This window comes from Pseudomonas sp. CFBP 13711 (genome assembly GCF_014842265.1).
Lineage (GTDB): Bacteria > Pseudomonadota > Gammaproteobacteria > Pseudomonadales > Pseudomonadaceae > Aquipseudomonas.
The window spans coordinates 1-24,118 of the sequence record NZ_JACYVI010000015.1 but is presented as its reverse complement, the minus strand read 5'-3'; the positions used below and the strand labels follow the sequence as shown (position 1 = coordinate 24,118).

Sequence of the window (24,118 nt, the reverse complement as noted above, 5' to 3'; positions counted from 1 at the left end):
CAGGTGGCCAGCACAGCGAATCGGGCCATGATTCCTGCGCTGGCGCCGCTGTTCATCGCCGATTTCGAGCATTACCGCGACGCGCTCGTGCTGCCGGACGATCCCCGCGTCGGCGTGCCTATGCGCACCTTTCTCACCGGCGACTACCTGAACGATGTCCTCACGCGATTCGCCAGCGCCTACCCCGACAGCGACCCTCGCGGGCTGGCGTCGATCTGGAGCAAGTATTACTTCATCAAACTGATTCCGCCGGTGGTCGCGGCCTCGCTGATACTAAACCATCGCCTGCCGCTGCACCTCGATCAGTTGGAACTGATCCTCGACGAGGCCGGGTTGCCTGTCGCGTTCAAGTTGCCTGCCCCGGGGCAGCGATGGATGCCGTGTCCGGCCGATGCTTTCGAGCGTTTCGATGACTTGCTGGAGCAGCACCTCAGACCGTTCATTGATGCCCTCGCGCGGCATTTTCGACTTTCGCCAAAAGTGCTGTGGAGCAACGCCGGCAACTATTTCGAGTGGCTGTTGGGTATGCTCGAAAACGCGATGCCCCATGCGGATGTGAGTCACGGCCACCACCTGCTCAACGCCCGACATCTCCCCGACGGACGCCGCAATCCGCTCTACCAGCCCGTGCGCTACATCAAGGTCGAAGGGCAAGACGAACTGAAGCGCCAACGCCGGGTGTGCTGCATCCGTTACCGTGTAAACGGCCTCGACTACTGCGCCAACTGCCCGCTGTCCTGACTGACCGCCTACAAACTGTGGGACCGGCTTTAGCCGGGAAGGCGTCACTCGCCACGCCGCAAAAACGAGATCACGCCTCCCGCCCGCGCAACCCGCTGCGCCCATAAAACGCCACCACCACAAAACATCCCAGCGGCAGCAGGTACGCCAGTGCCGTGGAGAAATGATCCGCCACCAGCCCCATGAAATACGGCATCAGCGCGCCGCCGACGATGGCCATGATCAGGAACGAGCTGCCGCGTTTGGTGTGGGGGCCGAGGTTTTTCACGCCCATGGCGAAGATGGTCGGGAACATGATCGACATGAAGAAGAACACCGCCACCAGCGCCACCACCGACACGCTTTCCACGCCGCTGACCACCACCGCGCACAGCGCGACGTTGATCCACGCGTAGACCATCAGCAGCCGCTGCGCCGGGATACGCCCCATCAACCAGGTGCTGAAGAAACGTCCGCACATGAAGCAGATCATCGCCACCGACAGCAGGTACGCGGCGCTCTGGCTGGTCATGCTCGCCCAGTGTTCGGTCACGTAATTGATGAAAAACGCGCCCACGCCGACCTGCGCCGCCACGTAGAAAAACTGCGTGACCACGCCGCCGACGAATTCCCGGTGCTGCCAGAGGGTCTTGTTGTCATGGCGCTGGATGCTCGATTCCTGCTCGCGCAGATCGGGCATCGGCGTGCGGGCGAACAGCGCCGCCACCAGTAGAACGATCACCGCGATGACCACGTAGGTGGTTTGCAGCGAGCTGTTGTCACTGCTGGCGTTGCTGCCGCCGAAGAACAGCGCGCCACCCAACAGCGGTCCGACGAACTGGCCGAGGCCATTGAACGACTGCGCCAGGTTGAGCCGACGCTCCGCACCATTCGGATCGCCGAGCACGGTGGCGTAGGGATTGGCCGCCGTCTCCAGACAACCCAGCCCCAGGGCGATGACGAACAGCGCAAACAGGAAGAACGGGAAGCTCGCCGCATTGGCCGCTGGCATGAACAGCAACGCGCCGGTGGCGTACAGGCACAGGCCCAGCAGAATCCCGGCCTTGTAGCCGAAGCGGTCCATCAGAAAGCCGGCGGGCAGGGCGATGATGAAATACGCGCCGAAGTACGCCGCCTGCAGCAAACCCGACTGGGCCTTGCTGACGTGCAGCGTTTCCTGAAAGTGCTTGTTCAGCACATCGAGCAGCCCGTACGACAGGCCCCAGAGGAAAAACAGGCTGGTCACCAGCATCAACGCCACCCGCACCGACGGCGCAGCGCGTTGGTACACCGGGGTCTGGACTTTGCTGTGTTTGGTCAACATAACGCTCTCCTTTTTTGTTGTTGTTCAAGCGTGAAGCGTGACGAAGCGGATGTTCGGTTGTGCAGGGATCGACGCCTTGCACGCATACCTGTGGGAGTGAGCTTGCTCACGAAGACGGCGTTTCAGGCGCTAAAGATGTAGGGGGTGTTTCGGCCCCTTCGCGAGCAAGCTCGCTCCCACAATTGAAACGCTTCAAGGCGGCTGATCCGACAGGCTAAAAATCTGCGCCATGGGCTGCCACTTATTCCCCGGATCCGTCCACGGCGTCGGTCTCTGAAACCGCCACATCAACGCCTCCCATTCCTGCACCTTGGGGTTGGCCGCCGACGCCTGGTCCATCGCGTCGGCGCTGAAGCCCGGGGCGGTGTCCATGACCATGAACAGCCGCGTGCCCAGTCGCCAGATCTGCATGTCCAAGACGGCCTGACTGCGCAGGTGTTCGGCAATCTCCGGCCAGATGCGCCGGTGCAGTTGCTCATACTCGGCGATCAACGCGTCGTCATCAGCCATGTCCAGGGCCAGACAAAAACGCTGCGCAACCCTCCCGGTATTCATGTCAGCGCGCTCATGTCAGTGCCCGATCCAGATGCGTATAGCCGCCGTCCACCACCAGCCACTGCCCGGTGGTGTGGGACGCTCGCGGGGACAGCAGAAACAGCACGCTGTCGGCAATCTCCGTCGGCGTGGTCATGCGCTGGCCGAGGGGGATTTTCTCGACGATCTTCGCCAGCTTCGCGTCAGGGTCGTCGAAGCTGGAAATCCAGCGCTCGTACAGCGGCGTCATCACTTCAGCCGGAATCACCGCGTTCACCCTCACGCCATCGCTCAGCAAAGACGCCGCCCATTCCCGGGTCAGCGACAGTTGCGCGCCTTTCGAGGCGGTGTAGCCGCTGGTGCCGCCCTGGCCGGTGAGTGCAGTCTTCGAACCGATGTTGACGATGGCGCCCTTGCTGGCTTTCAGCGCGTCGACGCACAGATGGGCCATGACGTAGTAGTGAATGAGGTTCTTCTCCAGCGACTCGATGAACGCGCTGCGACCGGCCTCCAGCCCGACGTTGTCGTTGACCCCGGCGTTGTTGACCAGCCCGTCGATGCGGCCAAAGCGCTCCAGCACCTTGCTCACCGCCGCCGCACATTCGGCCTCGTCACGCAGCTCGACCTGGACGAACAGGGTCTGCGGCTGGCGTCTGTCCAGCTCGGCGGCCCATTCAGCAGGCAACGGCTGATTGGCGAAGATCACCGGGACCGCGCCTTCTTCGGCCAGCCCCAGTGAGATCGCGGCGCCAATCCCCGAGCCGCCGCCGGTGACGATGATGACCTTGTCTTGCAGGTGCAGATTCATGGGCAGTTTCCTTGCAGGCCGTACAGGCGAATGGCGGTGCCGCCGCGCAGCGCGTTTTGCTCATCGACGGAGAGCGAGCTGATGGCGGTTTCGAACAACTGGTGGACGTCGCTGTAATTGCCCGCCACCAGACAGACCGGCCAGTCGGAGCCGAACATCAGTCGTTGCGGCCCGAACAATTCCAGCGCCAGATAGAAATACGGCAGCAGTTCCACCGGTCGCCAGCGTTGCCAGTCGGCTTCGGTAATCAGCCCCGACAGTTTGCAGGCCACGTGGGGCAGGGCGGCCAACGGGGCAAGGCGATCGGCCCAGGCGATGGGGTCTTCAAGGGACAGATCCGGTTTGCCGAGGTGATCAAGGATCAGGTGATGCCGGTCGTGGCGTTGGCAGAAGTCGGTGGCGGCGTGGAGGTCTTTGTCTTTTATCAGCACGTCGTAAGTCAGCCCGAGGGTTTGCAGCTGCCGCATACCCCGGGCCAACGCCGGGTCCTGGAGGAACAGCGACGGCGCCGGTTCGTCCTGTACCAAGTGACGCAGGCCGACCAGTTTTTCCGCGTCCGCCCAGCGTGCCAATTGCTCGTCGACACCATCCGCCCGCAGGTCCGCCCAGCCGACCACGCCGAAGATCCACGGATGCTCGGCCGCATGGGTCAGAAGTGCGTCCGTCTCGTCGACACTGTGCCGCGCCTGCACCGCGACGCAGCCATCGATGCCATGCCGATCGAGCAGAGGTTTTAAATCGCCCGGCAGAAAATCCCGTTGCAACGCAGCATGGCGCTGGTCAATCCAGGGGTAATCCCTGGCGTCGTAAGTCCAGAAATGCTGATGGGCATCCACCCGCAAGGGCGGTGCCGGAACGCTTGAGTGTCGGGACGACATTGTTGTTGTACTCCGTCCGTTTCATGGCCTCACGCAATTACTGTAGGAGTGAGCTTGCTCGCGAAGGCTTAGGTACAAACGACACACCTGCATCGGGTGTCCCGGCCATTTCGTCCGGTTGCCGCCCAGACCAAGCGCGCTCCTACAAGGGTTCGGCAGTGTGCTCAGCCCTTGTATGCATACCGCGCCCGCGAGGCGGCTTTCATCTGAATCGAAAACCCCGGTGCGGCCGGTGGCAAATACGCCGCATCACGAATCACACACGGGTCTTCAAAGTGCTCATGCAGGTGATCAACGTATTCCACCACCCGACCTTCATGGGTGCCGGCGATGCACAGAAAGTCGATCATCGACAGGTGCTGCACGTACTCGCACAACCCGACGCCGCCAGCATGGGGGCAGACCGGCAGCCGGTATTTGGCGGCCATGAGCATCACCGCCAGCACCTCGTTGACCCCGCCGAGGCGGCAGGCGTCGATCTGCACCACGTCGATGGCGCCACGCATGATCAGTTGCTTGAAGACGATGCGGTTCTGGCACATCTCGCCCGTCGCCACCTTCACCGGGTGCACGCCAAGACGAATCGTGCGATGGCCTTCGACGTCGTCCGGGCTGGTCGGTTCTTCAATGAACCACGGTTTGGCGAACGCCAGCTCGCGGACCCAGTCGATGGCCTCGCCGACCTCCCAGACCTGATTGGCGTCGATCATCAGATGACGATCCGGCCCCAGCACTTCCCGGGCGATGCGCACCCGGCGGATGTCGTCCTGCAGGTCGCGGCCAACCTTGAGTTTGATGTGGGAAAAACCGCCGTCGACCGCTTCCTGACACAGCCGGCGTAGCTTGTCGTCGGGGTAGCCGAGCCAGCCCGCCGAGGTGGTGTAGCAGGGGTAACCGTCGGCAAGCAGCGTCCGCAACCGTTGTGCTTTGCCCTCGGCGCGCTCGGTCAGCAGGGTCAGGGCTTCGTCCGGGGTGAGGCAGTCGGTGATGTAGCGAAAATCGATGCAGCGCACCAGTTGCGCCGGGGTCATTTCCGCCACCAGTTGCCACACCGGCTTGCCCTCGGACTTGGCCCACAAATCCCACGTCGCATTGACCACGGCGCCAGTCGCCAGGTGAATCGCGCCCTTGTCAGGGCCGATCCAGCGCAACTGGCTGTCGCTGGTGACGTGACGCCAGAAACGGCCCATGTCTTCGGCGATCCATTCCAGCTTCAGCCCGACCATCACGCCCGCCAGAGCGTTGATCGCGGCGCAGCAGATCTCGTTGCCGCGGCCGATGGTGAAGGTCAGACCGTGGCCCTGCAGGGTGGGGTGATCGGTCTCGAGAATGACGTAGGCCGCCGAGTAGTCGGGGTCCGGGTTCATCGCGTCCGAGCCGTCGAGGAATTGCGACGTGGGGAAACGGATGTCTTCAACGCGCAAGGCGGTGATGGTGGTCATGGCGGGTCCCTTTGGCATTGTTATGGGCAGCGCGGCGTATTGGAAAAACTGAGGAAAACACTGATCTCAAGTGCATGCAGAACCTGTGGGAGCGAGCTTGCTCGCGAAGCCTTTACTCCTGATGAATATGCAGGGAATGCACTGGCCTCTTCGCGAGCAAGCTCGCTCCCACAGGAATGGTGTTTGCTGCATCAGGCGTCGACCGTCAGCTGCTGCTGTTCACCCAGCCCTTCAATACCCAGACGCATGGTCTGGCCGGCGCGCAGGAACACCGGCTCCGGCTTGATGCCCAGGCCCACACCCGGCGGTGTACCGGTGGAAATCACGTCGCCCGGTTGCAGGCTCATGAACTGGCTCAGGTAGCTCACCAGCTCGGGGATCTGGAAAATCATCGTGCGCGTGTTGCCGTTCTGATAGCGCTTCCCGTCGACTTCCAGCCACAGGTTGAGCTGGTGCGGGTCGGCGATTTCATCGCGGGTCACCAGCCACGGACCGATCGGGCCGAAAGTGTCGCAGCCCTTGCCCTTGTCCCAGGTGCCGCCGCGCTCGATCTGGAATTCCCGCTCGGACACGTCGTTGATCACGCAATAGCCCGCCACGTGCTCCAGGGCATCGGCTTCGTCGATGTAGCGACCGCCCTTGCCGATCACCACGCCCAGCTCGACTTCCCAGTCGGTCTTCTTCGAGTTGCGCGGGATTTCCACGTTGTCGTTGGGGCCGACGATGGCGCTGGTCCACTTGTTGAAAATGATCGGTTCTTTCGGAATGTCCGCACCGGTTTCAGCGGCGTGGTCGGCGTAGTTCAGGCCGATGCAGATGAACTTGCCGATCTTGCCCACGCACGGGCCGAGGCGGGGATTGCCTTCAACCAGCGGGAGGCTGTTGATGTCCTGGGATTGCAGATGCGCGATGCTTTCCGGGCTCAGGGCGGTGCCCGACAGGTCGCCGATGAGATCGGTCAGATCGCGAATGCGGCCGTCGCTGTCCAGCAGGCCAGGGCGTTCTTGACCGGGTTCGCCGTAACGCAGCAATTTCATGGGGTGTCCTCTAATGGTGAGTGATCAGAATTCGGTGTGGGTATTGGTGAAGGTCGTGAACAGGCTCAGTTGCTCCAGCCGCCATCGATGATCTGCGCCGTGCCGGTGGTAAAGCCGCTGGCCGACGAGCCAAGGTACAGCGCCAGTTGGGCGATTTCCTCGGGGGTGCCCAGGCGCCCCATGGGCTGGCGCGCTTCAAATGCCGCGTACACCTCGGCCTCTTCGCGTCCCTCGCGCGCCGCCTGATCAGCCACCCGCTGACGCAAGGAAGGGGATTCCACGGTGCCGGGGCAAATGCAGTTGCAGCGAATGTTCTGCCCGACGAAGTCGGCAGCGACCGAACGGGTGATGCCGATCACGGCGGCCTTGCTGGCGCAGTAGGCGAAGCGGTTGGGCACGCCCTTGATGGCCGAGGCCACCGACGACATATTGATGATCGAGCCGCCACCGTTGGCCAGCATGGCCGGCAAGAACGCTCGGATCATCTTGTACATCGCGGTGACGTTGAGATCGAAGGCGAAGCGCCAGTCGTCGTCGGAGCATTCGAGGATGTTGCCGCTGTGCACCACGCCCGCGCAGTTGAACAGCACGTCCAGCGCGCCCACTTCGGCGGCCAGTCGTTCGATGGCAGCGTGATCGGTGACGTCGAGCACACGCTTGTGCACGCCCTGCAGGTGATCCAGCGCTGCGCCGTTGATGTCCACGGCGAAGACTTCCGCGCCGGCCTTGAGATAAGCCTCCACGCTGGCTTGACCGATGCCCTGGGCGGCGGCCGTGATGAGCACTCGCTTACCGGTGAGGTCCATGTTGATCCCTTGTTTTTATTGTTGAGACGACCTGACTGGCCATGCTGCCGTCGAGGTCTGCTGATCGAACCGTGCAGCGCGTCATGAGATTTGAAGCACGCCGAACCCCGACGGGTTTTGCTATGCTCCGCTCACTGCAGCGCTCCAATGGTCAGGCCATTGGTCCTGTTTTTAGCACTAGTCATGGACTGCAACAAGGTCATTTTTCGATCCAGTGCGCTGTAAAATTCCGAGCCGATTCCCGATGCCAATCCAAGTAATTGATAACCAGAGACTTTATCGCCAGATCGCCGATCAGCTCCGCGCGCTGATCGACAGCGGCGAATTTCCACCGGGCAGCCGCCTGCCGGCCGAACGTGAATTGGCCAAGATGCTGGGGGTGAGCAGGGCGTCGGTGCGCGAGGCGATGATTGCCCTTGAGGTGATCGGGCTGGTGGATGTGCGCGTGGGCAATGGCGTGCTGGTCTGTGAGCCGCCCGTGCAGAAGCTGTCCGATGAACCGGTGATGACCCAGGTCACCCGCGATCAGTGGAAAGACGTCGATCCGGAGCTGGGCATCGAGGTGGATTTCAGCGCGGAGATTCCGCCGTTTGCCTTGCTCCAGGCGCGGCGGTTGATTGAACCGGAAGCGGCGGCGCTGGCAGCTCAAAGCGCCAGCGATGAAGAACTTGAAGCCATCCGCGAGGCCTTCGAACGCAACGCCCGCGACAACCGCGAGCATTCCCACACCCACCCCGGCGATCGCCTGTTCCACATCCGCATCGCCCAGGCCTCCGGCAATCCGGCCTATGGGCTGATGATCAAACACCTGCTCGGGCATCAGTACGGCAGCATGTTCCAGCGTTTGCAGGCGCACTACACCTCCGACGACATGCCGTTCCGCTCCGAACACGAACACCGCCTGATCCTCGACGCCCTGCAAAATCGAGATGCAGACGCTGCGAGACAGGCGATGGCGGGGCATCTGGATGAAGTCATCCGTATCTTTAGCCGCGGCGGGGTTTAGCTCGTAAAGCGGGAACACAGCAGATGTCGCTGTTAACGGAGAACTTGTGGGAGCGAGCTTGCTCGCGAATGCTGGCTTCCAGCCGATAAAGATGCAGTGGCTGGACCGGCGCTTTCGTGAGCAAGCTCACTCCCACAGGTCCTCTGTATGACTCGAAATCTCAAGTCAGCCGCGGTCTCGCGGGAGCGAGCTTGCTCGCGAATGCTGGCTTCCAGCCGATAAAGATGCAGTGGCTGGACCGGCGCTTTCGTGAGCAAACTCACTCCCACAGGGACCGCATCATGGCCTGCATCCCACACATCAACTACACCTTCCAAACTGCCAGCGAAGGATCACCCATCCGTCGGCCGCGACACCTCTTCCCATTCCGCAAACTCGGCTTCCAGCTGCGCGAGCTTTTCCCGCACCAGCTTCAACGCATCGCTGCCCAGCAGCAGATGCGCCGGCGGGTTGGGGCTATCAATCAGCTTGAGCATCGCGTCGGCAGCCTTGACCGGATCCCCCGGCTGTTTGCCGCTGCGTTCTTCGCGGGCCTTGCGGATCGGGTCGAAGCTGGCGTCGTAGTCGGTAATCTGCCGCGCAGTACGCTGCATCGAACGACCGGCCCAATCCGTGCGGAACGACCCCGGTGCCACCGCGGTGACGAACACATTGAACGGCTTCAGCTCCTTGCCCAGGGATTCAGAAATGCCTTCCAGGGCGAACTTGCTGCCGTGGTAGTAGGAAATCCCCGGCATCGTGATGAAGCCGCCCATGGAGGTGACATTGAGGATGTGCCCGCTGCGGCGCTGACGGAACAGCGGCACGAAAGCCTTGATGATCGCCACCGCGCCGAACACGTTGACGTCGAACTGCCGACGCAAGTCCTCCAGCGGCGACTCTTCCAGAATGCCCTCGTGGCCATAGCCGGCGTTGTTGACCAGCACGTCGATGGGCCCGAACGCGGTGTCGGCCTCGGCGACCACGCGGTCGATGGCGTCGAAGTCGGTGACGTCCAGCAACACGCCGTGGGCGCGACCGGGTGCCTGGGCTTCGAATGCCTGCACGGCGTCTTCGTTGCGCAGCGTGCCGATCACGGTATGACCCGCCGCCAGCGCCCGCTGCGCCAACGCCTGGCCGAAGCCGCTGCTGACACCGGTGACGAACAGGGTTTTGGTTTTGCTCATTGTGCGTTTCCTCATGTGGCCTAAGCCGTTGATGGCCGGCCCCCATGGTAGGAACCCTGCGCCCGAAACCGATGACCCAGTTCTACGCGATGATTGCCTGATCCTGCCCCGGCTTGGCGCTGCCATGGGAAGAATGCCGGTCCTGTAGGAGTGAGCTTGCTCGCGATCAGGGCGTGTCAGTTATAGGTGAATCCACTGACACACCGCGATCGCGAGCAAGCTCACTCCTACAAGGTGCGCACCGCCTGCATGTCACACCCGCGGATTGGCCGTGTTCTTGGTCACCAACCGCAAGCCGCTCGCCACACTGCCCACCGCCGCAAAGCCCGCGCCGATGCTCAACGCCAGCACCGGGCCGTGGGTATTGGAAATCCCGAAGCTCAGTGCCACCAACGCCGCGCCCGTGGCCTGACCGATCAAACGTGCCGTCGCAATCGTGCCGCTGGCGCCGCTGGAGCGTTCCTTTGGCGCGCTGGTCATCAGGGCTTTCTGATTCGGCGCCTGAAAGAAACCGAAGCCGATGCCGCACAGAATCATCCGCGCAATGATCGACATCACGCTGGCGTCGGCGGGCATGGTCGCCAGGGAAATCATTCCCAGGCAGAGCATCGCCAAGCCAATCCCGCCCAGCAGCCCCGGCGCATAACGGTCCGATAGGCGCCCGGCGAACGGCGCGATCATCGCCACCACCACCGACCACGGCGTCATCAGAAACCCGGTCTGGATCGGGTCGCGGCCCAGGGTGCTTTCAAAAAAGAACGGCAGCGAGACGAACGCCAGCCCCTGGGTGGCGAACGAACAGAACGCCGTCAGCGCCGACAACGCAAACAGCGGTCGCTTGAGCAAATCCAGGGGAAACATCGGCGCAGGATGACCGACCTCGCGTTTTAGCATCAGCGCGCCGCCCACCAGAAAGATCGCCAGGGCGATGAGCACGCTGGCCATGGAACCCAGTTGCGCCGCCTGACTCAGGGCAAAGATCAGCGCGCCGAAGGTGATGACATTGAGCACGGCCGTCATGCGGTCGAAGGTCAGGCTGCCGAGCCGTGTGGCGGGCAGCGAATTCCAGGCGAACGCCAGGGCGAACAGGCCGATGGGCAGGTTGATCGCGAACAGCCACGGCCAACTTGCTACCGACAACACCAGCGAGGCCACGGTCGGGCCGATGGAAAACGAAGTGCCGACCACCAGCGCGTTCATGCCCAGGCCGCGGCCCAGCCGTTCGTGGGGGAAAATCGAGCCGATCAGCGCGGCGTTGACGCTCATGATCGCGCTGGCGCCGATGCCCTGCAGCACGCGGGCGATGGTCAGCGTGGGCAACGACCAGGACAGCGCACACAGCGCCGACGACACCACGAACAGAATCAGCCCGCCCAGATAGACCTTGCGATGACCGAGCACACCGCCCAGCGCCGCGAACGGCAACAGCGTGGCGACGGCGGCGAGCTGGTAGGCGTTGATGATCCACACCGACGCTGCCGGCGAGGCGTTGAGATCTGCCGCGATGGCGGGGAGGGCGGTGTTGGCGATGGCGGTATCGAGGGTGGCGAGGGCGATGGACATCAGAATCGCCGCCATGCCGCGAAACTCGCGGGGCGTGAGCTTGTTACCGACGCGCGGGGCATCCTGAGTGGCGGGCTGGACCATTATCGACAACGCTCCGGGGGATGAACTTCAGGCGGGTCTGCAGGCGCAGACGAAAGCGTGATGGTGCCGTTTTGTTAGGGTGCTACGCAATTAAAGATACGCGGGATAAGCGGATGGCGGCGTACCAAGGTGCGGAGCTGAGGCTTCGCAGCCACTGAAGATCCTGTAGGAGTGACCTTGCTCGCGAAGACTCAGGCCCAGCCGCCACAAATCTTGCGGCTGTACCGTCCCCTTCGTGAGCAAGCTCACTCCCACAAGGTCCGGGGCGCAACCAATTCCTGTTATCCGACATTGAAATCGTGTGGGAGTGAGCCTGCTCGCGAAGACTCAGGCCCATCCGCTAGAAATTCAGCGGCTGTACCGTCCCCTTCGTGAGCAAGCTCACTCCCAGAAAGTCCGTGTCGCAATCCAATCCTGTTATCAGACAACGAAACCCCTGTGGGAGTGAGCTTGCTCGCGAAGACTTAGGCCCAGCCGCCACAAGTTCAGCGGCTGTACCGTCCCCTTCGTGAACAAGCTCACTCCCACAAGGTCCGGGGCGCAACCAAATCCTGTTATGCGACATTAAAATCCTGTAGGAGCGAGCTTGCTCGCGAATACTCAGGCCCAGCCGCTAAAAATTCAGCGGCTGTACCGTCCTCCTCCTGAGCAAGTTCACTCCCACCAGTGCCAGGCCGGAATCAAATCCAGTAACCAGACTCACAAACCTGCTTTGGATCTCCGGTCCAGAAGGCCGACCTCAACCCCCCGCTGTATCAATGTCCTTGTCCAGCTCACCCGTCTGCCGTTCCTCTTTGGTAGTATCCGGCGACTCATGCTCCTCAGGCTCGAAATCAGGGGTGAAGCTGTTTTCGCCGGTCAGGTTGCCGTTGTTCTCCTGACTCTGCGCGCCGCCACCGGACTGGCTCTGTGATCCACTTTGGTTCTTCAGCGCATCGTTCTGCGCCAGGCTGCTGTCTGGCCTGACTTTCTCAACGGCAGGGTTAATCGCCGGGTCGTTGCGGTTGACGGTTTGATCGTTGTTCTGGGTAGCCATACGCACCTCTTCTGTCATGTCCCGTTCACAGGACGTACAGATATCGAGGGCAACGGCGCGCAAGGGTTCGATCCATGTGCTGATCGGCAGGCTTCAGCTGTCGCGATACGCACCCGTCACCGGCATGCGACTGCCCAGTCGATAGCGCGAGGACGGATGCACCAAGCGCACGTAGGTCACCACGTTGCCGCTGTTCCAGGTGCGGCGCATCAGCACCAGACACGGCTCGCCCGGCTCGATCTGCAAATGCCTGAGCTCCTCGGCGCTCGGGTGGCTGGCCTCGACGATGTGCTCCATCTCATCGGGCTGAATGATCTGCAACAGATAGCGCGCCGACTGCAACGCGTCGCCGAAGGGCTGGTTCAGAAAGTCCGGCGCGGCGTGCGGGTTAACGTAACGGTCCTCCAGCTGCACCGCCACATCGTCCTCGTAATGCACGCACAGCAAGTGAAACACCGACGCGCCAGTGGCCAGCGAGAGGGCCGAGGCGATGGGCATCGACGCCGATTCCCGTGCCAGGTGCAGCACCTGGCAACGATAGCGATGGCCCCGGGCGAGGATTTCGTCGGCGATGTTGGTGATGCGCAACAGGTTGGATTGCGGCTTGCTCGCGGCGACGAAGGTGCCGACCCCGGACACCCGCAGCAGGCGGCCTTCTTCGGTCAGCTCGCGCAGCGCCCGGTTGACGGTCATCCGCGACATGCCCAGCTCGACCACCAGGCGGTTCTCCGACGGAATCAGGTCGCCGGGCTTCCATTCGCCCGACGACAGCTTGCCGTGAACGAAGGATTTCGCCCGCCGATAAAGGGCCTGGGGTGCCGGCTTATCCATCGTTTCTCTCCCTTTCCGAACAGGCGTGCGTCGACGGCCCTAAAAAAAGCGCATCACGCCTTGGCGTCCTGCCAGAACGCGTTGCGGTCCAGGTAGTTCTGCAAGAACTGCTGCAGCCGGGGTTGCTCGGCGTTGTGGAAAATCTGCTGGGGCGTGCCGCGTGCGACGATTTCGCCCTGATCGAGAAAGATCACCGAATCGGCGACCTGGGCGGCAAAGCCCATCTCGTGGGTGACCACGACCATGGTCATGCCTTCCTTCGCCAGGGTCTTCATCACCTGCAGCACTTCACCCACCAGCTCCGGGTCGAGGGCCGAGGTGGGCTCGTCGAACAGCATGATGTGCGGTTCCATCGCCAGCGCCCGGGCAATCGCCACCCGCTGCTGCTGACCACCGGACAGTTGCGCGGGATACGCCTCGGCCTTGTGCGCCAGGCCCACCTTGTCGAGCATCGCCATGCCGCGCTTCTTCGCGTCGTCGGCCGAGAGCTTGCGCACCCGTCGCAAGGCTTCGCAGACATTGCCGAGGGCGGTCATGTGCGGCCACAGGTTGAACTGCTGAAAGACCATGCCGACGTTGCGCCGCACCTGGTTGATCTGTGATTGCGGCGCGCGGCGACGGCCCTTGTCGGTGTCCTGCCAGCCGAGCAACTGGCCTTCGATGCGGATCTCGCCTTCGTCGTACTCCTCCAGAAACGCCATGCTGCGCAGTAGGGTGCTTTTGCCCGAGCCCGACGGACCGATCAGGCAGACCACTTCCGAGCGCTGCACCTGCAAGTCGATACCCTTGAGCACGCGCAGGGTGCCGAAGCTTTTGCCCACCTGGCTCAGGGTCAGGACGGTCGAGGGCTCGCCGTTGGTTTTCATAGGTTCATCCAGGGATTGGCCGGTCGTTTCGCCGGTCGGGGCGGGCGCGCTGCCGCCGGGTATCAGAAGACTGTTCATCGGGTTTGCCTGCTCATGAAGCGGCCGACGCGGGTTTCCAGCAGCATGCCCAGCCGCGAGCACAGCTCCACCAGAATCAGGTAGCCGATGCACAGCATCAGCAGGGTTTCGACGAAGGCGAAGGTTTCCGAACCGATGCCGGTGAGGACCATCGTCAGCTCGGGAATGGTGATGATCGACAGCACGGCGGTTTCCTTGCACAGCACCGTGACCATGTTCACCAGCGCCGGCAGAATCATCACCAGCATCTGCGGCAACTGGATGCGCCAGATGCATTGCAGGCGGGTGATGCCCAGGCAATCGGCGGCTTCCAGCTGGCCCCGGGCGACCGACTCGAAGCCGGTGCGGAAGATCTCGGCGAAGTACACGCCGCCGTAAACCCCCAGGCCGAGAATGCCGGCGGGGATCGGGTCGAGGCTGATGCCGAACGACGGCCCGCCGTAATACACCAGAAACAGCTGCACCAGAAACGGCGTGCTGCGGATCAGCTCGATGAACACCCGCAGCGGCGCGCGCACAATGTGGTTGCCGAATACCTGGGCGACCGCGATCAGCATGCCCAGCGCCAGGCCGAGCACGACGCCGCTGCTCCAGGTGCCGAGGGTGACCAGAAACCCCGAGCCGATGTCGCCCAGGTGGTCTGTGAAAATGCTGGGGTCGAAGGTCATGCCGTGCGCTCCTTCAGGCGTCGTTCGAGCAGGCTCGCGGCGTAGGCCAGCGGCACGTTGATCAGGGAGTAGAAGCCGGCCAGCATCAGGTAGTCCTGGACGAACATGTAATCGCTGGCGGCGAGGTTCTGCGCCGTGCGGGTGAGGTCGGCCAGCCCGACCACCGAAACCAGCGACGAGGCTTTGATCAGCAGAATCATTTCATTGACCAGGGCCGGCAGCGTCAGGCGCACGGCCTGGGGCACGCGGATGCGCATGAGCATCTGCGCGTCGCTCATGCCCAGCAAGCCGGCGGCCTCCAGTTGCCCGCCGGGAATCGCAAGAAACCCGCCGCGCATGATCTCGGCGATATAGGCGCCGGCGGCCAGGGACAGGCCGATGACCGCCGCCACCGTGGGCGAGACATTGGGCAGGCCTACCCGGGGCAGGAAGTAGTAGATGAACAGCAATTGCACCAGCAGCGGAATGCCGCGGAACACGAAAATGTAGGCGCCACCGAGGCGGCGCAGCAAGGGGATCGGCGACAGGCGCAGGCTGCCGACGACGATGCCGATGACAAAGCCGAACACCAGCGCGGCCATCGACACCTGTAGCGTCACCCACAGAGCGCCAAGCAAGAGCGGCGCGTTTTGCTGCAGCAAGGGCCAATCGAACACGGTGGTACTCCAGCCGGTGAATTGTCACTGAGTGAATCGTCACACTGTGGATGATCACTGTATGAGTCATCACTGGGTGGATCTTCAGGCGCCGACCTTGTGGGAGTGAGCTTGCTCACGAAAGCGGTGTGTCAGGCGACACCTCTTTCGCTGCAAGCATGCATTCGCGAGCAAGCTCACTCCTACACGTTAGGTGTCGCCCCGGAAATCCCGAGTCGACACACAGGGATCAAACGCGCCTTACCACGTCGGCTCGAAATCACCCTTCGGCACGTCCATTTCCGCCCCCAGCCATTTCTTCTGCAGGGCGGCCAGGCGGCCGTCGTCATGCATCTTGATCAGGGCGGCATCCAGCGCAGCGATCAGGCTGTCGGCATCGGCGTCCTTGCGGCCCAGGTAGGCGAAGTAGGATTTCTTGCCGAACGGCGGCTGCACCACTTTGTACAGATTGCTTTTCTGCGCGGCGACGAAGGAGATGTTCGGCAGCGAGTTGGCCACGGCGACGATGCGTTTGGCGGCCAGGTCGGCGTAGGCCTGGTTGTTGTCGACGTATTCACGAATGGTGACCTTCTGCGGCAGGGTCGCGGCGAAGGCTTTCAGCTCTTCCAGCTGCGCCGAGCCCTTGCCGGCACCGACGGTTTTACCGGCGATGTCTTCAGGCTTGCCGATGCTGTCGTCCTTGGCCCCGGCCAGCAGCGCCACGGTCGCTTCGGCAATCGGCGAGACGAAGTGGTAACGCTCCTTGCGCGCCTTGGTCACGATGATCGGCCCGGCCACCACGTCGAATTTCTTCGCCTCAAGGCCGGGCAGCACACTCGGCCACGGCAGGTCGAGGAACTTGATCTTGACCCCCAGCTCCTGGCCCAGCGCCTCGAACAGCTCGGCGTTCAAGCCTTTCTGTTTGCCCGCTTCGAGGAAATCGAAGGGCGCAAACTGCATTTCGGTGCCGACCACCAGCTCACCGGTCTTCTTCACATCGGCCAGTTGGTCGGCCTGAACCGCGAATGGCAGCAGCGTCAACGTGGCAGTGATACTCAAGCGGTTAAACGTCCTGCGGAACACAGAGTCGAGGGACATGGGATGGCTCCTGGGTGGATGCGGCGTGTTTCGTCGAAGGCTGTGGGATGTTGGGTGAGCGGGTGAATGATTCTGCAACTGCAGTTAGCGTGCCATACCGGTATAGACAACCGGCATGGGACTCTCAGCCGAGGATCTTCCCCGGATTGAGAATGCCGTTGGGGTCGAAACTGCGCTTGAGTTCAGCCATCGCCTGCAACGCTTGCACGCTGACCGAGTGATGGAGAAACTCGCGCTTGAGCAGGCCGATGCCATGTTCGGCCGACACCGCGCCGCCCAGCTCGCCGACGGCGCTGTACACCAGCTCCTCGATTTCCAGCACCGGCGCGGGCTGCGGCAGCGAGTTGCAGTCCACGGTCAGGTGCAGATTGCTGTCACCGATGTGGCCGAAATACACGCTTCGGTTACCCGGCCATCGCGCGTCGATGCGCTCACGGCAGCGTTCGGCAAACTCACCGATGCGGCCGATGGGCAGGCTGATGTCGAAATTCAGGGGCGCCATGCGCTGGGGAAACTCGCCGGTCGCCTCGCGAATCTTCCACAGCCCGCGGGCCTGGGCCTGAGAGGTCGCGAGGATGGCATCGACGACTTCACCGGCCTCGATCGCCGCTTCAAGGATTTCCTCCAGCGCATCGCTTGGGCCGGAAGACTCCAGCAGCACGTACAGCGGATGATGATCGGGCATCGGCGCGACGGGCTTCTCTAGCCACGACACACCGAGGCGGAAGAAATCCTGCCACATCAGTTCATACGCCTGGGGCGTGCCGACGCTCGATTGAATCCGCCGCAGCAGGGCGACCGCGCTGGGGTAATCGGGTAGGGCGCAGAGCAGCGTGGTGGTCGGACCGGGTGGCGGCGCCATTTTCAATACTGCTCGGGTAATCACCCCAAGGGTGCCTTCGCTGCCGATGAAGCACTGTTTTAGGTCATAACCGCAGTTGTTCTTGATCATCTTGTTCATCAGGTCGAGCACACGCCCGTCCGCCAGCACCACCTCCAGACCGAGCACCAGGTCGCGGGTCATCCCGTAACGAATCACCGCATTGCCGCCGGCATTGGTAGCGATGTTACCGCCGATCTGGCACGAGCCCCGGGCGCCCAGATCCAGCGGAAACAAAAAACCGGCCTCGGCCACGGCATGCTGGATGTCCTCCAGCGTCGTGCCTGCGCGCACGCTGACGGTGGCGGCAGCCGTGTCGATCTCCTCGATGCCGCGCAGGCGATCCAGCGACAGCGCGATGTCGGTGGTGCGCGGAACGGCGCCGCCCGCGAGGCCGGTCATGCCGCCTTGAGGCACCACGCTTTGGCCCGCCGCATTGCAGATGCGCAGGGCGAGGGAGACCTGTTCGGTGCTGGTCGGCAGGACAAGCGCAGCGGGGCAGGCCGGCGCGTGGCGGGTCCAGTCGCTGTAATGCCGCGGGCTGATGGCCTCGCCGGTCAGCACCTGAGCATCGCCCAGGGCCTGGCGCAACTGGCTGATGGTCTGTTGCAGGTCGCTCATGGAATCCACTCGATCAATTCGCGTCAGGTATGGGGCGTGCCTGAAAGCGGGGAGGCTGTATAGACAGCTGAGGCAAGATGCAGGCCAGCTCGGAAACGCCGGCCGGCTGAGGACGTTAATGACCTCCCTGTAGGACTGGCTTTAGCCGGGAAGGCGTCGTATGTCACACCGCAGAATTGAGGGTGCACGCACTCGCGCATTCCCGGCTAAAGCCGGTCCCACTCAAAGAAGCGGCGCGGCACAGTAAATGCTTGATCCGGTCTATACCGCCCTGTCCATTTCCTGCGCCCGGAGCCTGCCATGACCGTCACCGCCAACCTTCCTATCATCGACATGGCCGGCGTCCGTGAAGGCGACGAGGCCGCGATCCGTCGCGCCGGCGAAGCCATCCGCACTGCCTGCAGCGAGAGCGGCTTCTTCTACATCATCAACCACGGCGTGCCCCGACACGTGATCGACAGCACCATGGCCGCCGCGAAAACCTTCTTCGCCTTCGCGCCGGAAATAAAGCGCCAGGTGGCGGTGAACAAGCGCCACCGGGGCTGGCACCCATTGGGCGGGGCGCTGATGTACGAGGCGACCAAACCGGATTTCAAGGAGTTTTTCAGCATCGGCCTGGAGCTGCCGGAGGATGACCCGAGTGTGCTGGCGGGGGAGGCGTTGCGCGGGCCGAACCAGTGGCCGGATTTCATGCCGGCATTGCGGGTGGCGCTGGAAGCGTACTACGAGGAGATGGGCAAGGCCGGCGCTGATCTGTTGAGGGCTGTGGCGGTGGGTTTGGGCATCGAACCCGATTTCTTCACGCCGAAATACGGCAAGCGTTTGCAGCGTACGCAGATGGTCTATTACCCGCCCCATCCACCCCGGGCCGAAGCCGATCAGTTCGGCGTGGCGCCGCACACGGATTATGGCTGTATCACGTTGTTGCATCAGGACAACAGCGGCGGTCTGCAGGTGCGTGAGTTGGGCAGCGGGGCGTGGATTGATGCAACGCCGATCGAGGGCAGTCTGGTGGTGAACGTGGGGGATTTGCTGGCGCGCTGGTCGAATGATCGGTTCCGGTCGACCTTGCATCGGGTGATCAATCAGTCAGGGCATGAGCGGTATTCGATCGCGACGTTTTATGACCCGACCTATGGGGCGGTTGTTGATCCATGCGATTTGGGAATCGAGGCGGCTGCCAGTCGGTATCCGGCGGTGGCGGCGGGGGATTACATACTCAAGCGGATTGATGATTCGATGGCGTATCGGAAGAAGGGTTAATCGCGAGGACGAGCCCCGAAAGGCGGGCGAATGCGCGGAGATTTACGCATATCCATTATCGGAGGTGGCGCTGACTTACCCTTCCGCCCTTACGGCGGGTCACTTTTTCCAACAGCCGAAAAAGTAACCAAAAAGGCCGTGCTCCTGGTTGGGTTCCTCCTTCGTCGGAATNTGTCCTAGCGGCGCTCTCGCGGCATCCATGCCGCTCGGCCCACTCCGCGTCGTCTGCGTTCAGCCTGCACCCAAGTCGCGATTTGTGGTGTTTGGGCTTTTTGCGTACGAAGATCAAAAGCACGGCAACGGCAACGGCAACGGCAACAGCATTCGCGAGCAAGCTCGCTCCCACGGGGACGGTGTTTGGTCAGCGGAACTGCCAGCGCCTACACCGGCCTCTTCCCGGCTAAAGCCGGTCCCACTGAAACACCGCGCGCACCTGTAGGGCCGGCTTCAGCCGGGAAGCCTTTGATCTGCTTTTGATCTTCGTACGAAGGAAGTCCAGACGACACCCATCGCGACTTTGGTGCAGGCCGAACGCAGACGACGCGGAGTGGGCCGAGCCGCATGGATGCGGCGAGAGCGCCGTCAGGACATGGATGTCCGTTCGGCGCGGGCCCACGGAGCGTCGTCGGAGTGAGGGAACCCGACGAAGTCGGGCCCAACCGAGAGCAAGCACCCTTGGTTACTTGGGGTGCTTTTCCAAGTAACTCGCCGAAGGCGAAACGTCTGCCCTTAGGCAGACGCTCTTGATCTTGATCCTGATTTTGATCTTAAAAAGAGCCGTCAGATAACGGCCAGGATCGCCTCCGTTACTGCCCCGATATTCCCCTTGTTCAACGCCGCCACACAAATCCGCCCGGTATCCAACGCATAAATCCCGAACTCGCTGCGCAGACGATGAACCTGCGGCGTCGTCAGACCCGAATACGAAAACATCCCCCGCTGCCGCGCGACAAAACTGAAATCCTGCCCCGCCGCATTATTCGCCAGACGCTGCGTCATCTCCTCACGCATCCCGCGAATCCGCAGGCGCATCTCGCCCAGCTCCTCCTCCCACTTGGCGCGCAACTCAGGGCTGCTCAACACCGCCGCCACAATCGATGCACCATGGGTCGGCGGGTTCGAATAGTTCGTGCGGATCACACGCTTCACCTGCGACAGCACCCGCGCGGTCTCCTCTTTCGAATCCGTCACAATCGACAGCGCGCCGACCCGCTCGCCATACAGCGAAAACGACTTCGAAAACGAGCTGGAAGCAAAAAATGTCAAGCCGCTGTCGGCAAACAAACGCACCGCCGCCGCGTCCTCGTCGATCCCGTCACCGAAGCCCTGATACGCCATGTCCAGGAATGGCACATGACCCTTGGCCTTCAGCACCTCAAGCACCTTCTTCCAGTCCTCCAGCGACAGGTCAACGCCGGTCGGGTTGTGGCAGCAGGCGTGCAGCACGACGATCGAGCCGGACGGCAGGTTCTGCAGATCTTCCAGCATCCCCGTGCGGTTTACGTCATGGGTGGCGGCGTCGTAATAGCGGTAGTTCTGCACCGGGAAACCGGCGGTTTCGAACAGCGCGCGGTGGTTCTCCCAGCTTGGGTCGCTGATCGCCACAACGGCATCAGGGGAGAGCTGCTTGAGGAAGTCCGCGCCGATTTTCAGAGCGCCCGTGCCGCCGACCGCCTGGACCGTCATTACCCGGCCCGAGGCCAGCAGCGGCGACTCGGCACCGAACAGCAGGGTTTGCACGGCCTTGTCGTAGGCAGCGATACCGTCAATCGGCAGGTAGCCGCGGGGCAGGTGTTGAGCCACCCGGTTTTCTTCCGCTTCGACAACGGCGCGCAGCAGCGGAATTTTCCCTTCTTCGTTGCTGTAGACGCCTACACCCAGATTGACCTTAGTCGTACGGGTGTCGGCGTTGAATGCTTCGTTGAGGCCCAGGATAGGATCGCGTGGTGCCATTTCGACAGCGGAGAACAGGCTCATTGTGCGGGGGCTCTGAGTGGGGAGTGAATGGGTCGCGTCGCTCCAGCCGATTGCACTAGAGCGGTGCACAAACGGGGAGCAAGTATAAAGGGCCGCGCCAGTGCGGGCGACAGGGCGGGGCAGGTTTTTCCGGATATTTCGCGAAAATTTTTCGACCGTTAGTCCAGTGCCGCGGACTAATCTGCGGAGGTGGCTTGAAAGGTGGCGCAGTCGACTCCACCTGTAGTCCCATCACCTTCTTCTATGTACGTCTTTTCCGTGACGGGATCAGCCGTCCGTGCTCAATTGCGTTGCCGTCCAAAGGAACCTTATGTCCGAATTTCAGCTCGTTACCCGTTTTGAGCCGGCCGGCGATCAACCGGAGGCGATTCGTCAGCTGGTTGAAGGCATCGACGCCGGCCTGTCGCACCAGACCCTGCTCGGTGTAACCGGCTCGGGCAAGACCTTCAGCATCGCCAACGTCATTCAGCAAGTGCAGCGCCCGACCCTGGTGCTGGCGCCGAACAAGACCCTGGCCGCCCAGCTGTACGGCGAGTTCAAGGCGTTTTTCCCGAACAACTCGGTCGAATACTTCGTTTCCTACTACGACTACTACCAGCCGGAAGCCTACGTGCCGTCGTCGGACACCTTCATCGAGAAGGACGCGTCCATCAACGACCACATCGAGCAGATGCGCCTGTCCGCGACCAAAGCGTTGCTGGAGCGCAAGGACTCGATCATCGTCACCACGGTGTCATGCATCTACGGTCTGGGCAGTCCGGAAACCTACCTGCGCATGGTTCTGCACGTGGATCGTGGCGACAAGCTCGATCAGCGCGCCTTGCTGCGCCGTCTGGCCGACCTGCAATACACCCGCAACGACATGGATTTTGCCCGGGCGACCTTCCGGGTGCGCGGCGACGTGATCGACGTCTTCCCGGCGGAATCCGACCTGGAAGCCATCCGCATCGAGCTGTTCGATGACGAGGTCGAGAGCCTCTCTGCCTTCGATCCGCTGACCGGCGAGGTCATCCGCAAGCTGCCGCGCTTCACCTTCTACCCGAAGAGCCACTACGTCACCCCGCGCGAAACGCTGCTGGACGCGATGGAAGGCATCAAGGTCGAGCTGAACGAGCGTCTGGAATACCTGCGCGGCGCCAACAAACTGGTGGAAGCCCAGCGTCTGGAGCAGCGCACCCGTTTTGACCTGGAGATGATCCTCGAACTGGGTTACTGCAACGGCATCGAAAACTACTCGCGCTACCTGTCCGGGCGTCCGTCCGGCGCGCCGCCGCCGACGCTGTACGACTACCTGCCGGCTGACGCGCTGCTGGTGATCGACGAATCCCACGTCAGCGTGCCCCAGGTCGGCGCCATGTATAAGGGCGACCGTTCGCGCAAGGAGACGCTGGTGGAGTACGGTTTCCGCCTGCCGTCGGCGCTGGACAACCGGCCGATGCGGTTCGATGAGTGGGAAAACGTCAGTCCGCAGACCATTTTTGTTTCCGCGACGCCCGGGCCTTACGAAGCCGAGCACGCGGGCCGTGTGGTCGAGCAGGTGGTGCGGCCGACCGGGCTGGTCGACCCGCAGATCGAAATCCGTCCGGCACTGACCCAAGTCGACGACTTGCTCTCCGAGATCCACAAGCGCGTGGCGATCGAGGAGCGGGTGCTGGTGACCACGCTGACCAAGCGCATGTCCGAAGACCTCACCGATTACCTGGCCGACCACGGCGTGCGCGTGCGTTACCTGCACTCGGACATCGATACGGTCGAGCGTGTGGAGATCATCCGCGACCTGCGTCTGGGTACCTTTGATGTGCTGGTGGGGATCAACCTCCTGCGCGAAGGCCTGGACATGCCGGAAGTGTCACTGGTGGCGATTCTCGATGCCGACAAGGAAGGCTTCCTGCGTTCCGAGCGCTCGCTGATCCAGACCATCGGCCGTGCCGCGCGTAACCTCAATGGCCGCGCGATTCTCTATGCCGACCGCATCACCGGCTCCATGGAGCGCGCGATCGAAGAAACCGACCGTCGTCGGGAGAAGCAGATCGCCTTCAACCTGGCCAACGGCATCACGCCGAAAAGCGTGATCAAGGACGTCGCCGACATCATGGAAGGCGCCACCGTGCCCGGCTCGCGGAGCAAGAAGCGCAAGGGCATGGCCAAGGCCGCCGAAGAGAACGCCAAGTACGAAGCCGAACTGCGCTCGCCGAGCGAAATCACCAAACGCATTCGTCAGCTGGAAGAGAAGATGTACCAACTGGCCCGCGACCTGGAGTTCGAGGCCGCAGCGCAGATGCGCGACGAGATCGGCAAACTGCGCGAGCGCTTGCTGGCGGTTTGAGGGCGGTGTGGGAGTGACCGGGGGCACGACGCTGAATATCGGCTACGCCGGGGGACCTGTGGGAGTGAGCTTGCTCACGAAGGCATTTTCACTCCAGATGAAGATGCGGCGGGTGTACCGACGCTTTCGCGAGCAAGCTCGCTCCCACAAGGGCTGTGTTCACCCTGGTATCCCGGCCACGCTGGTGGACTTATGGGAGTGAGCTTGCTCACGAAGGCATCTTCACTCCAGATGAAGATGCAGCGGATGTACCGACGCTTTCGCGAGCAAGCTCGCTCCCCCAGGGGTTGTGTTTAACCTGGTATCCCGGCCACGCTGCTGGGCTTGTGGGAGTGAGCTTGCTCACGAAGGCATTTTCACTCCAGATGAAGATGCGGCGGATGTACCGACTGAGCTGGCCTAATGACCCCGGACACCTCAATGGGGGAAACTGTACCCATTGAGGAACGATCATGACCAAGAAATACAGAA

General features: G+C 62.4%; 22 protein-coding genes. 4 read left to right on the top strand and 18 right to left on the bottom strand.

Features of this window, described 5'->3' with window-relative positions; translation table 11 throughout:
- Nucleotides 1–27: 27 nt before the first annotated feature.
- Complete coding sequence (fhuF, locus tag IFT47_RS23020; protein WP_192174272.1) at nucleotides 28–741, top strand: siderophore-iron reductase FhuF; 714 nt, start codon at nucleotides 28–30, stop codon at nucleotides 739–741.
- Nucleotides 742–811: 70 nt separating this feature from the next.
- Here the strand turns inward: fhuF and IFT47_RS23015 are convergent, their stop codons facing one another.
- The 7 genes from IFT47_RS23015 to IFT47_RS22985 form a co-directional block, all read right to left on the bottom strand.
- Nucleotides 812–2,044, bottom strand: a complete 1,233-nt coding sequence (locus IFT47_RS23015; protein ID WP_192174271.1) for a sugar MFS transporter — start codon at nucleotides 2,042–2,044, stop codon at nucleotides 812–814.
- A 192-nt stretch (nucleotides 2,045–2,236) separates the two neighbouring features.
- A complete protein-coding gene (locus IFT47_RS23010; RefSeq protein ID WP_192174270.1) occupies nucleotides 2,237–2,599 on the bottom strand; it encodes an L-rhamnose mutarotase in 363 nt (120 codons plus the stop codon).
- 10 nt (nucleotides 2,600–2,609) lie between these two features.
- Nucleotides 2,610–3,386, bottom strand: a complete 777-nt coding sequence (locus IFT47_RS23005; protein WP_192174269.1) for an SDR family oxidoreductase — start codon at nucleotides 3,384–3,386, stop codon at nucleotides 2,610–2,612.
- Nucleotides 3,383–4,264 carry an amidohydrolase family protein gene (locus tag IFT47_RS23000; protein WP_192174268.1) on the bottom strand — a complete coding sequence of 294 codons (882 nt, stop codon included), beginning with the start codon at nucleotides 4,262–4,264 and terminating at the stop codon, nucleotides 3,383–3,385. Before IFT47_RS23000 ends, IFT47_RS23005 begins: the two co-directional genes overlap by 4 nt.
- 164 nt (nucleotides 4,265–4,428) lie before the next feature.
- Nucleotides 4,429–5,706, bottom strand: a complete 1,278-nt coding sequence (locus IFT47_RS22995) for an L-fuconate dehydratase (RefSeq protein ID WP_192174267.1) — start codon at nucleotides 5,704–5,706, stop codon at nucleotides 4,429–4,431.
- A 191-nt stretch (nucleotides 5,707–5,897) separates the two neighbouring features.
- Nucleotides 5,898–6,743 carry a fumarylacetoacetate hydrolase family protein gene (locus tag IFT47_RS22990; protein WP_192174266.1) on the bottom strand — a complete coding sequence of 282 codons (846 nt, stop codon included), beginning with the start codon at nucleotides 6,741–6,743 and terminating at the stop codon, nucleotides 5,898–5,900.
- 65 nt (nucleotides 6,744–6,808) lie between these two features.
- Nucleotides 6,809–7,549: an SDR family oxidoreductase gene (locus IFT47_RS22985; protein ID WP_133771737.1), complete on the bottom strand. Its 741-nt coding sequence runs from the start codon at nucleotides 7,547–7,549 to the stop codon at nucleotides 6,809–6,811.
- Between the two features lie 244 nt (nucleotides 7,550–7,793).
- Between IFT47_RS22985 and IFT47_RS22980 the strand changes: the two genes are divergently transcribed.
- Entirely contained in the window at nucleotides 7,794–8,555 is a 762-nt protein-coding gene (locus IFT47_RS22980) for a FadR/GntR family transcriptional regulator (protein WP_192174265.1), read from the top strand.
- A gap of 332 nt (nucleotides 8,556–8,887) precedes the next feature.
- Here the strand turns inward: IFT47_RS22980 and IFT47_RS22975 are convergent, their stop codons facing one another.
- The 9 genes from IFT47_RS22975 to IFT47_RS22935 form a co-directional block, all read right to left on the bottom strand.
- Nucleotides 8,888–9,721, bottom strand: a complete 834-nt coding sequence (locus tag IFT47_RS22975) for an oxidoreductase (protein WP_192174264.1) — start codon at nucleotides 9,719–9,721, stop codon at nucleotides 8,888–8,890.
- A 252-nt stretch (nucleotides 9,722–9,973) separates the two neighbouring features.
- Entirely contained in the window at nucleotides 9,974–11,299 is a 1,326-nt protein-coding gene (locus IFT47_RS22970) for an MFS transporter (protein WP_192174355.1), read from the bottom strand.
- An 808-nt stretch (nucleotides 11,300–12,107) separates the two neighbouring features.
- Complete coding sequence (locus tag IFT47_RS22965; RefSeq protein ID WP_192174263.1) at nucleotides 12,108–12,404, bottom strand: hypothetical protein; 297 nt, start codon at nucleotides 12,402–12,404, stop codon at nucleotides 12,108–12,110.
- 93 nt (nucleotides 12,405–12,497) lie between these two features.
- Entirely contained in the window at nucleotides 12,498–13,235 is a 738-nt protein-coding gene (gene hutC / locus IFT47_RS22960) for a histidine utilization repressor (RefSeq protein WP_192174262.1), read from the bottom strand.
- Between the two features lie 53 nt (nucleotides 13,236–13,288).
- Nucleotides 13,289–14,101, bottom strand: coding sequence for an amino acid ABC transporter ATP-binding protein (locus tag IFT47_RS22955; protein WP_192174354.1), 813 nt, complete (start codon nucleotides 14,099–14,101; stop codon nucleotides 13,289–13,291).
- A 74-nt stretch (nucleotides 14,102–14,175) separates the two neighbouring features.
- Nucleotides 14,176–14,847: an amino acid ABC transporter permease gene (locus IFT47_RS22950; RefSeq protein WP_192174261.1), complete on the bottom strand. Its 672-nt coding sequence runs from the start codon at nucleotides 14,845–14,847 to the stop codon at nucleotides 14,176–14,178.
- The gene (locus IFT47_RS22945) at nucleotides 14,844–15,503 is read right to left on the bottom strand and encodes an ABC transporter permease subunit (protein WP_192174260.1); all 660 of its coding nucleotides are present in this window, start codon (nucleotides 15,501–15,503) and stop codon (nucleotides 14,844–14,846) included. Before IFT47_RS22945 ends, IFT47_RS22950 begins: the two co-directional genes overlap by 4 nt.
- A 240-nt stretch (nucleotides 15,504–15,743) precedes the next feature.
- Nucleotides 15,744–16,580, bottom strand: coding sequence for a transporter substrate-binding domain-containing protein (locus tag IFT47_RS22940; protein WP_192174259.1), 837 nt, complete (start codon nucleotides 16,578–16,580; stop codon nucleotides 15,744–15,746).
- Between the two features lie 124 nt (nucleotides 16,581–16,704).
- A complete protein-coding gene (locus IFT47_RS22935) occupies nucleotides 16,705–18,081 on the bottom strand; it encodes an FAD-binding oxidoreductase (RefSeq protein ID WP_192174258.1) in 1,377 nt (458 codons plus the stop codon).
- Nucleotides 18,082–18,381: 300 nt separating this feature from the next.
- On the opposite strand from IFT47_RS22935, the gene IFT47_RS22930 reads away from it, so the two are divergent.
- Nucleotides 18,382–19,344: an isopenicillin N synthase family dioxygenase gene (locus tag IFT47_RS22930; RefSeq protein ID WP_192174257.1), complete on the top strand. Its 963-nt coding sequence runs from the start codon at nucleotides 18,382–18,384 to the stop codon at nucleotides 19,342–19,344.
- A 780-nt stretch (nucleotides 19,345–20,124) separates the two neighbouring features.
- On the opposite strand, the gene IFT47_RS22925 is transcribed toward IFT47_RS22930, so the two are convergent.
- Nucleotides 20,125–21,321 (bottom strand): amino acid aminotransferase, encoded by a 1,197-nt coding sequence (locus IFT47_RS22925; RefSeq protein WP_192174256.1) that lies wholly within the window; start codon nucleotides 21,319–21,321, stop codon nucleotides 20,125–20,127.
- A 310-nt stretch (nucleotides 21,322–21,631) separates the two neighbouring features.
- On the opposite strand from IFT47_RS22925, the gene uvrB reads away from it, so the two are divergent.
- On the top strand, nucleotides 21,632–23,647 hold the full coding sequence (uvrB, locus tag IFT47_RS22920; RefSeq protein ID WP_192174255.1) for an excinuclease ABC subunit UvrB: 2,016 nt from the start codon (nucleotides 21,632–21,634) through the stop codon (nucleotides 23,645–23,647).
- 208 nt (nucleotides 23,648–23,855) lie between these two features.
- On the opposite strand, the gene IFT47_RS27440 is transcribed toward uvrB, so the two are convergent.
- Nucleotides 23,856–24,118 (bottom strand): hypothetical protein (locus tag IFT47_RS27440; RefSeq protein WP_206759206.1); only part of this gene is annotated, 263 nt, incomplete at its 5' end.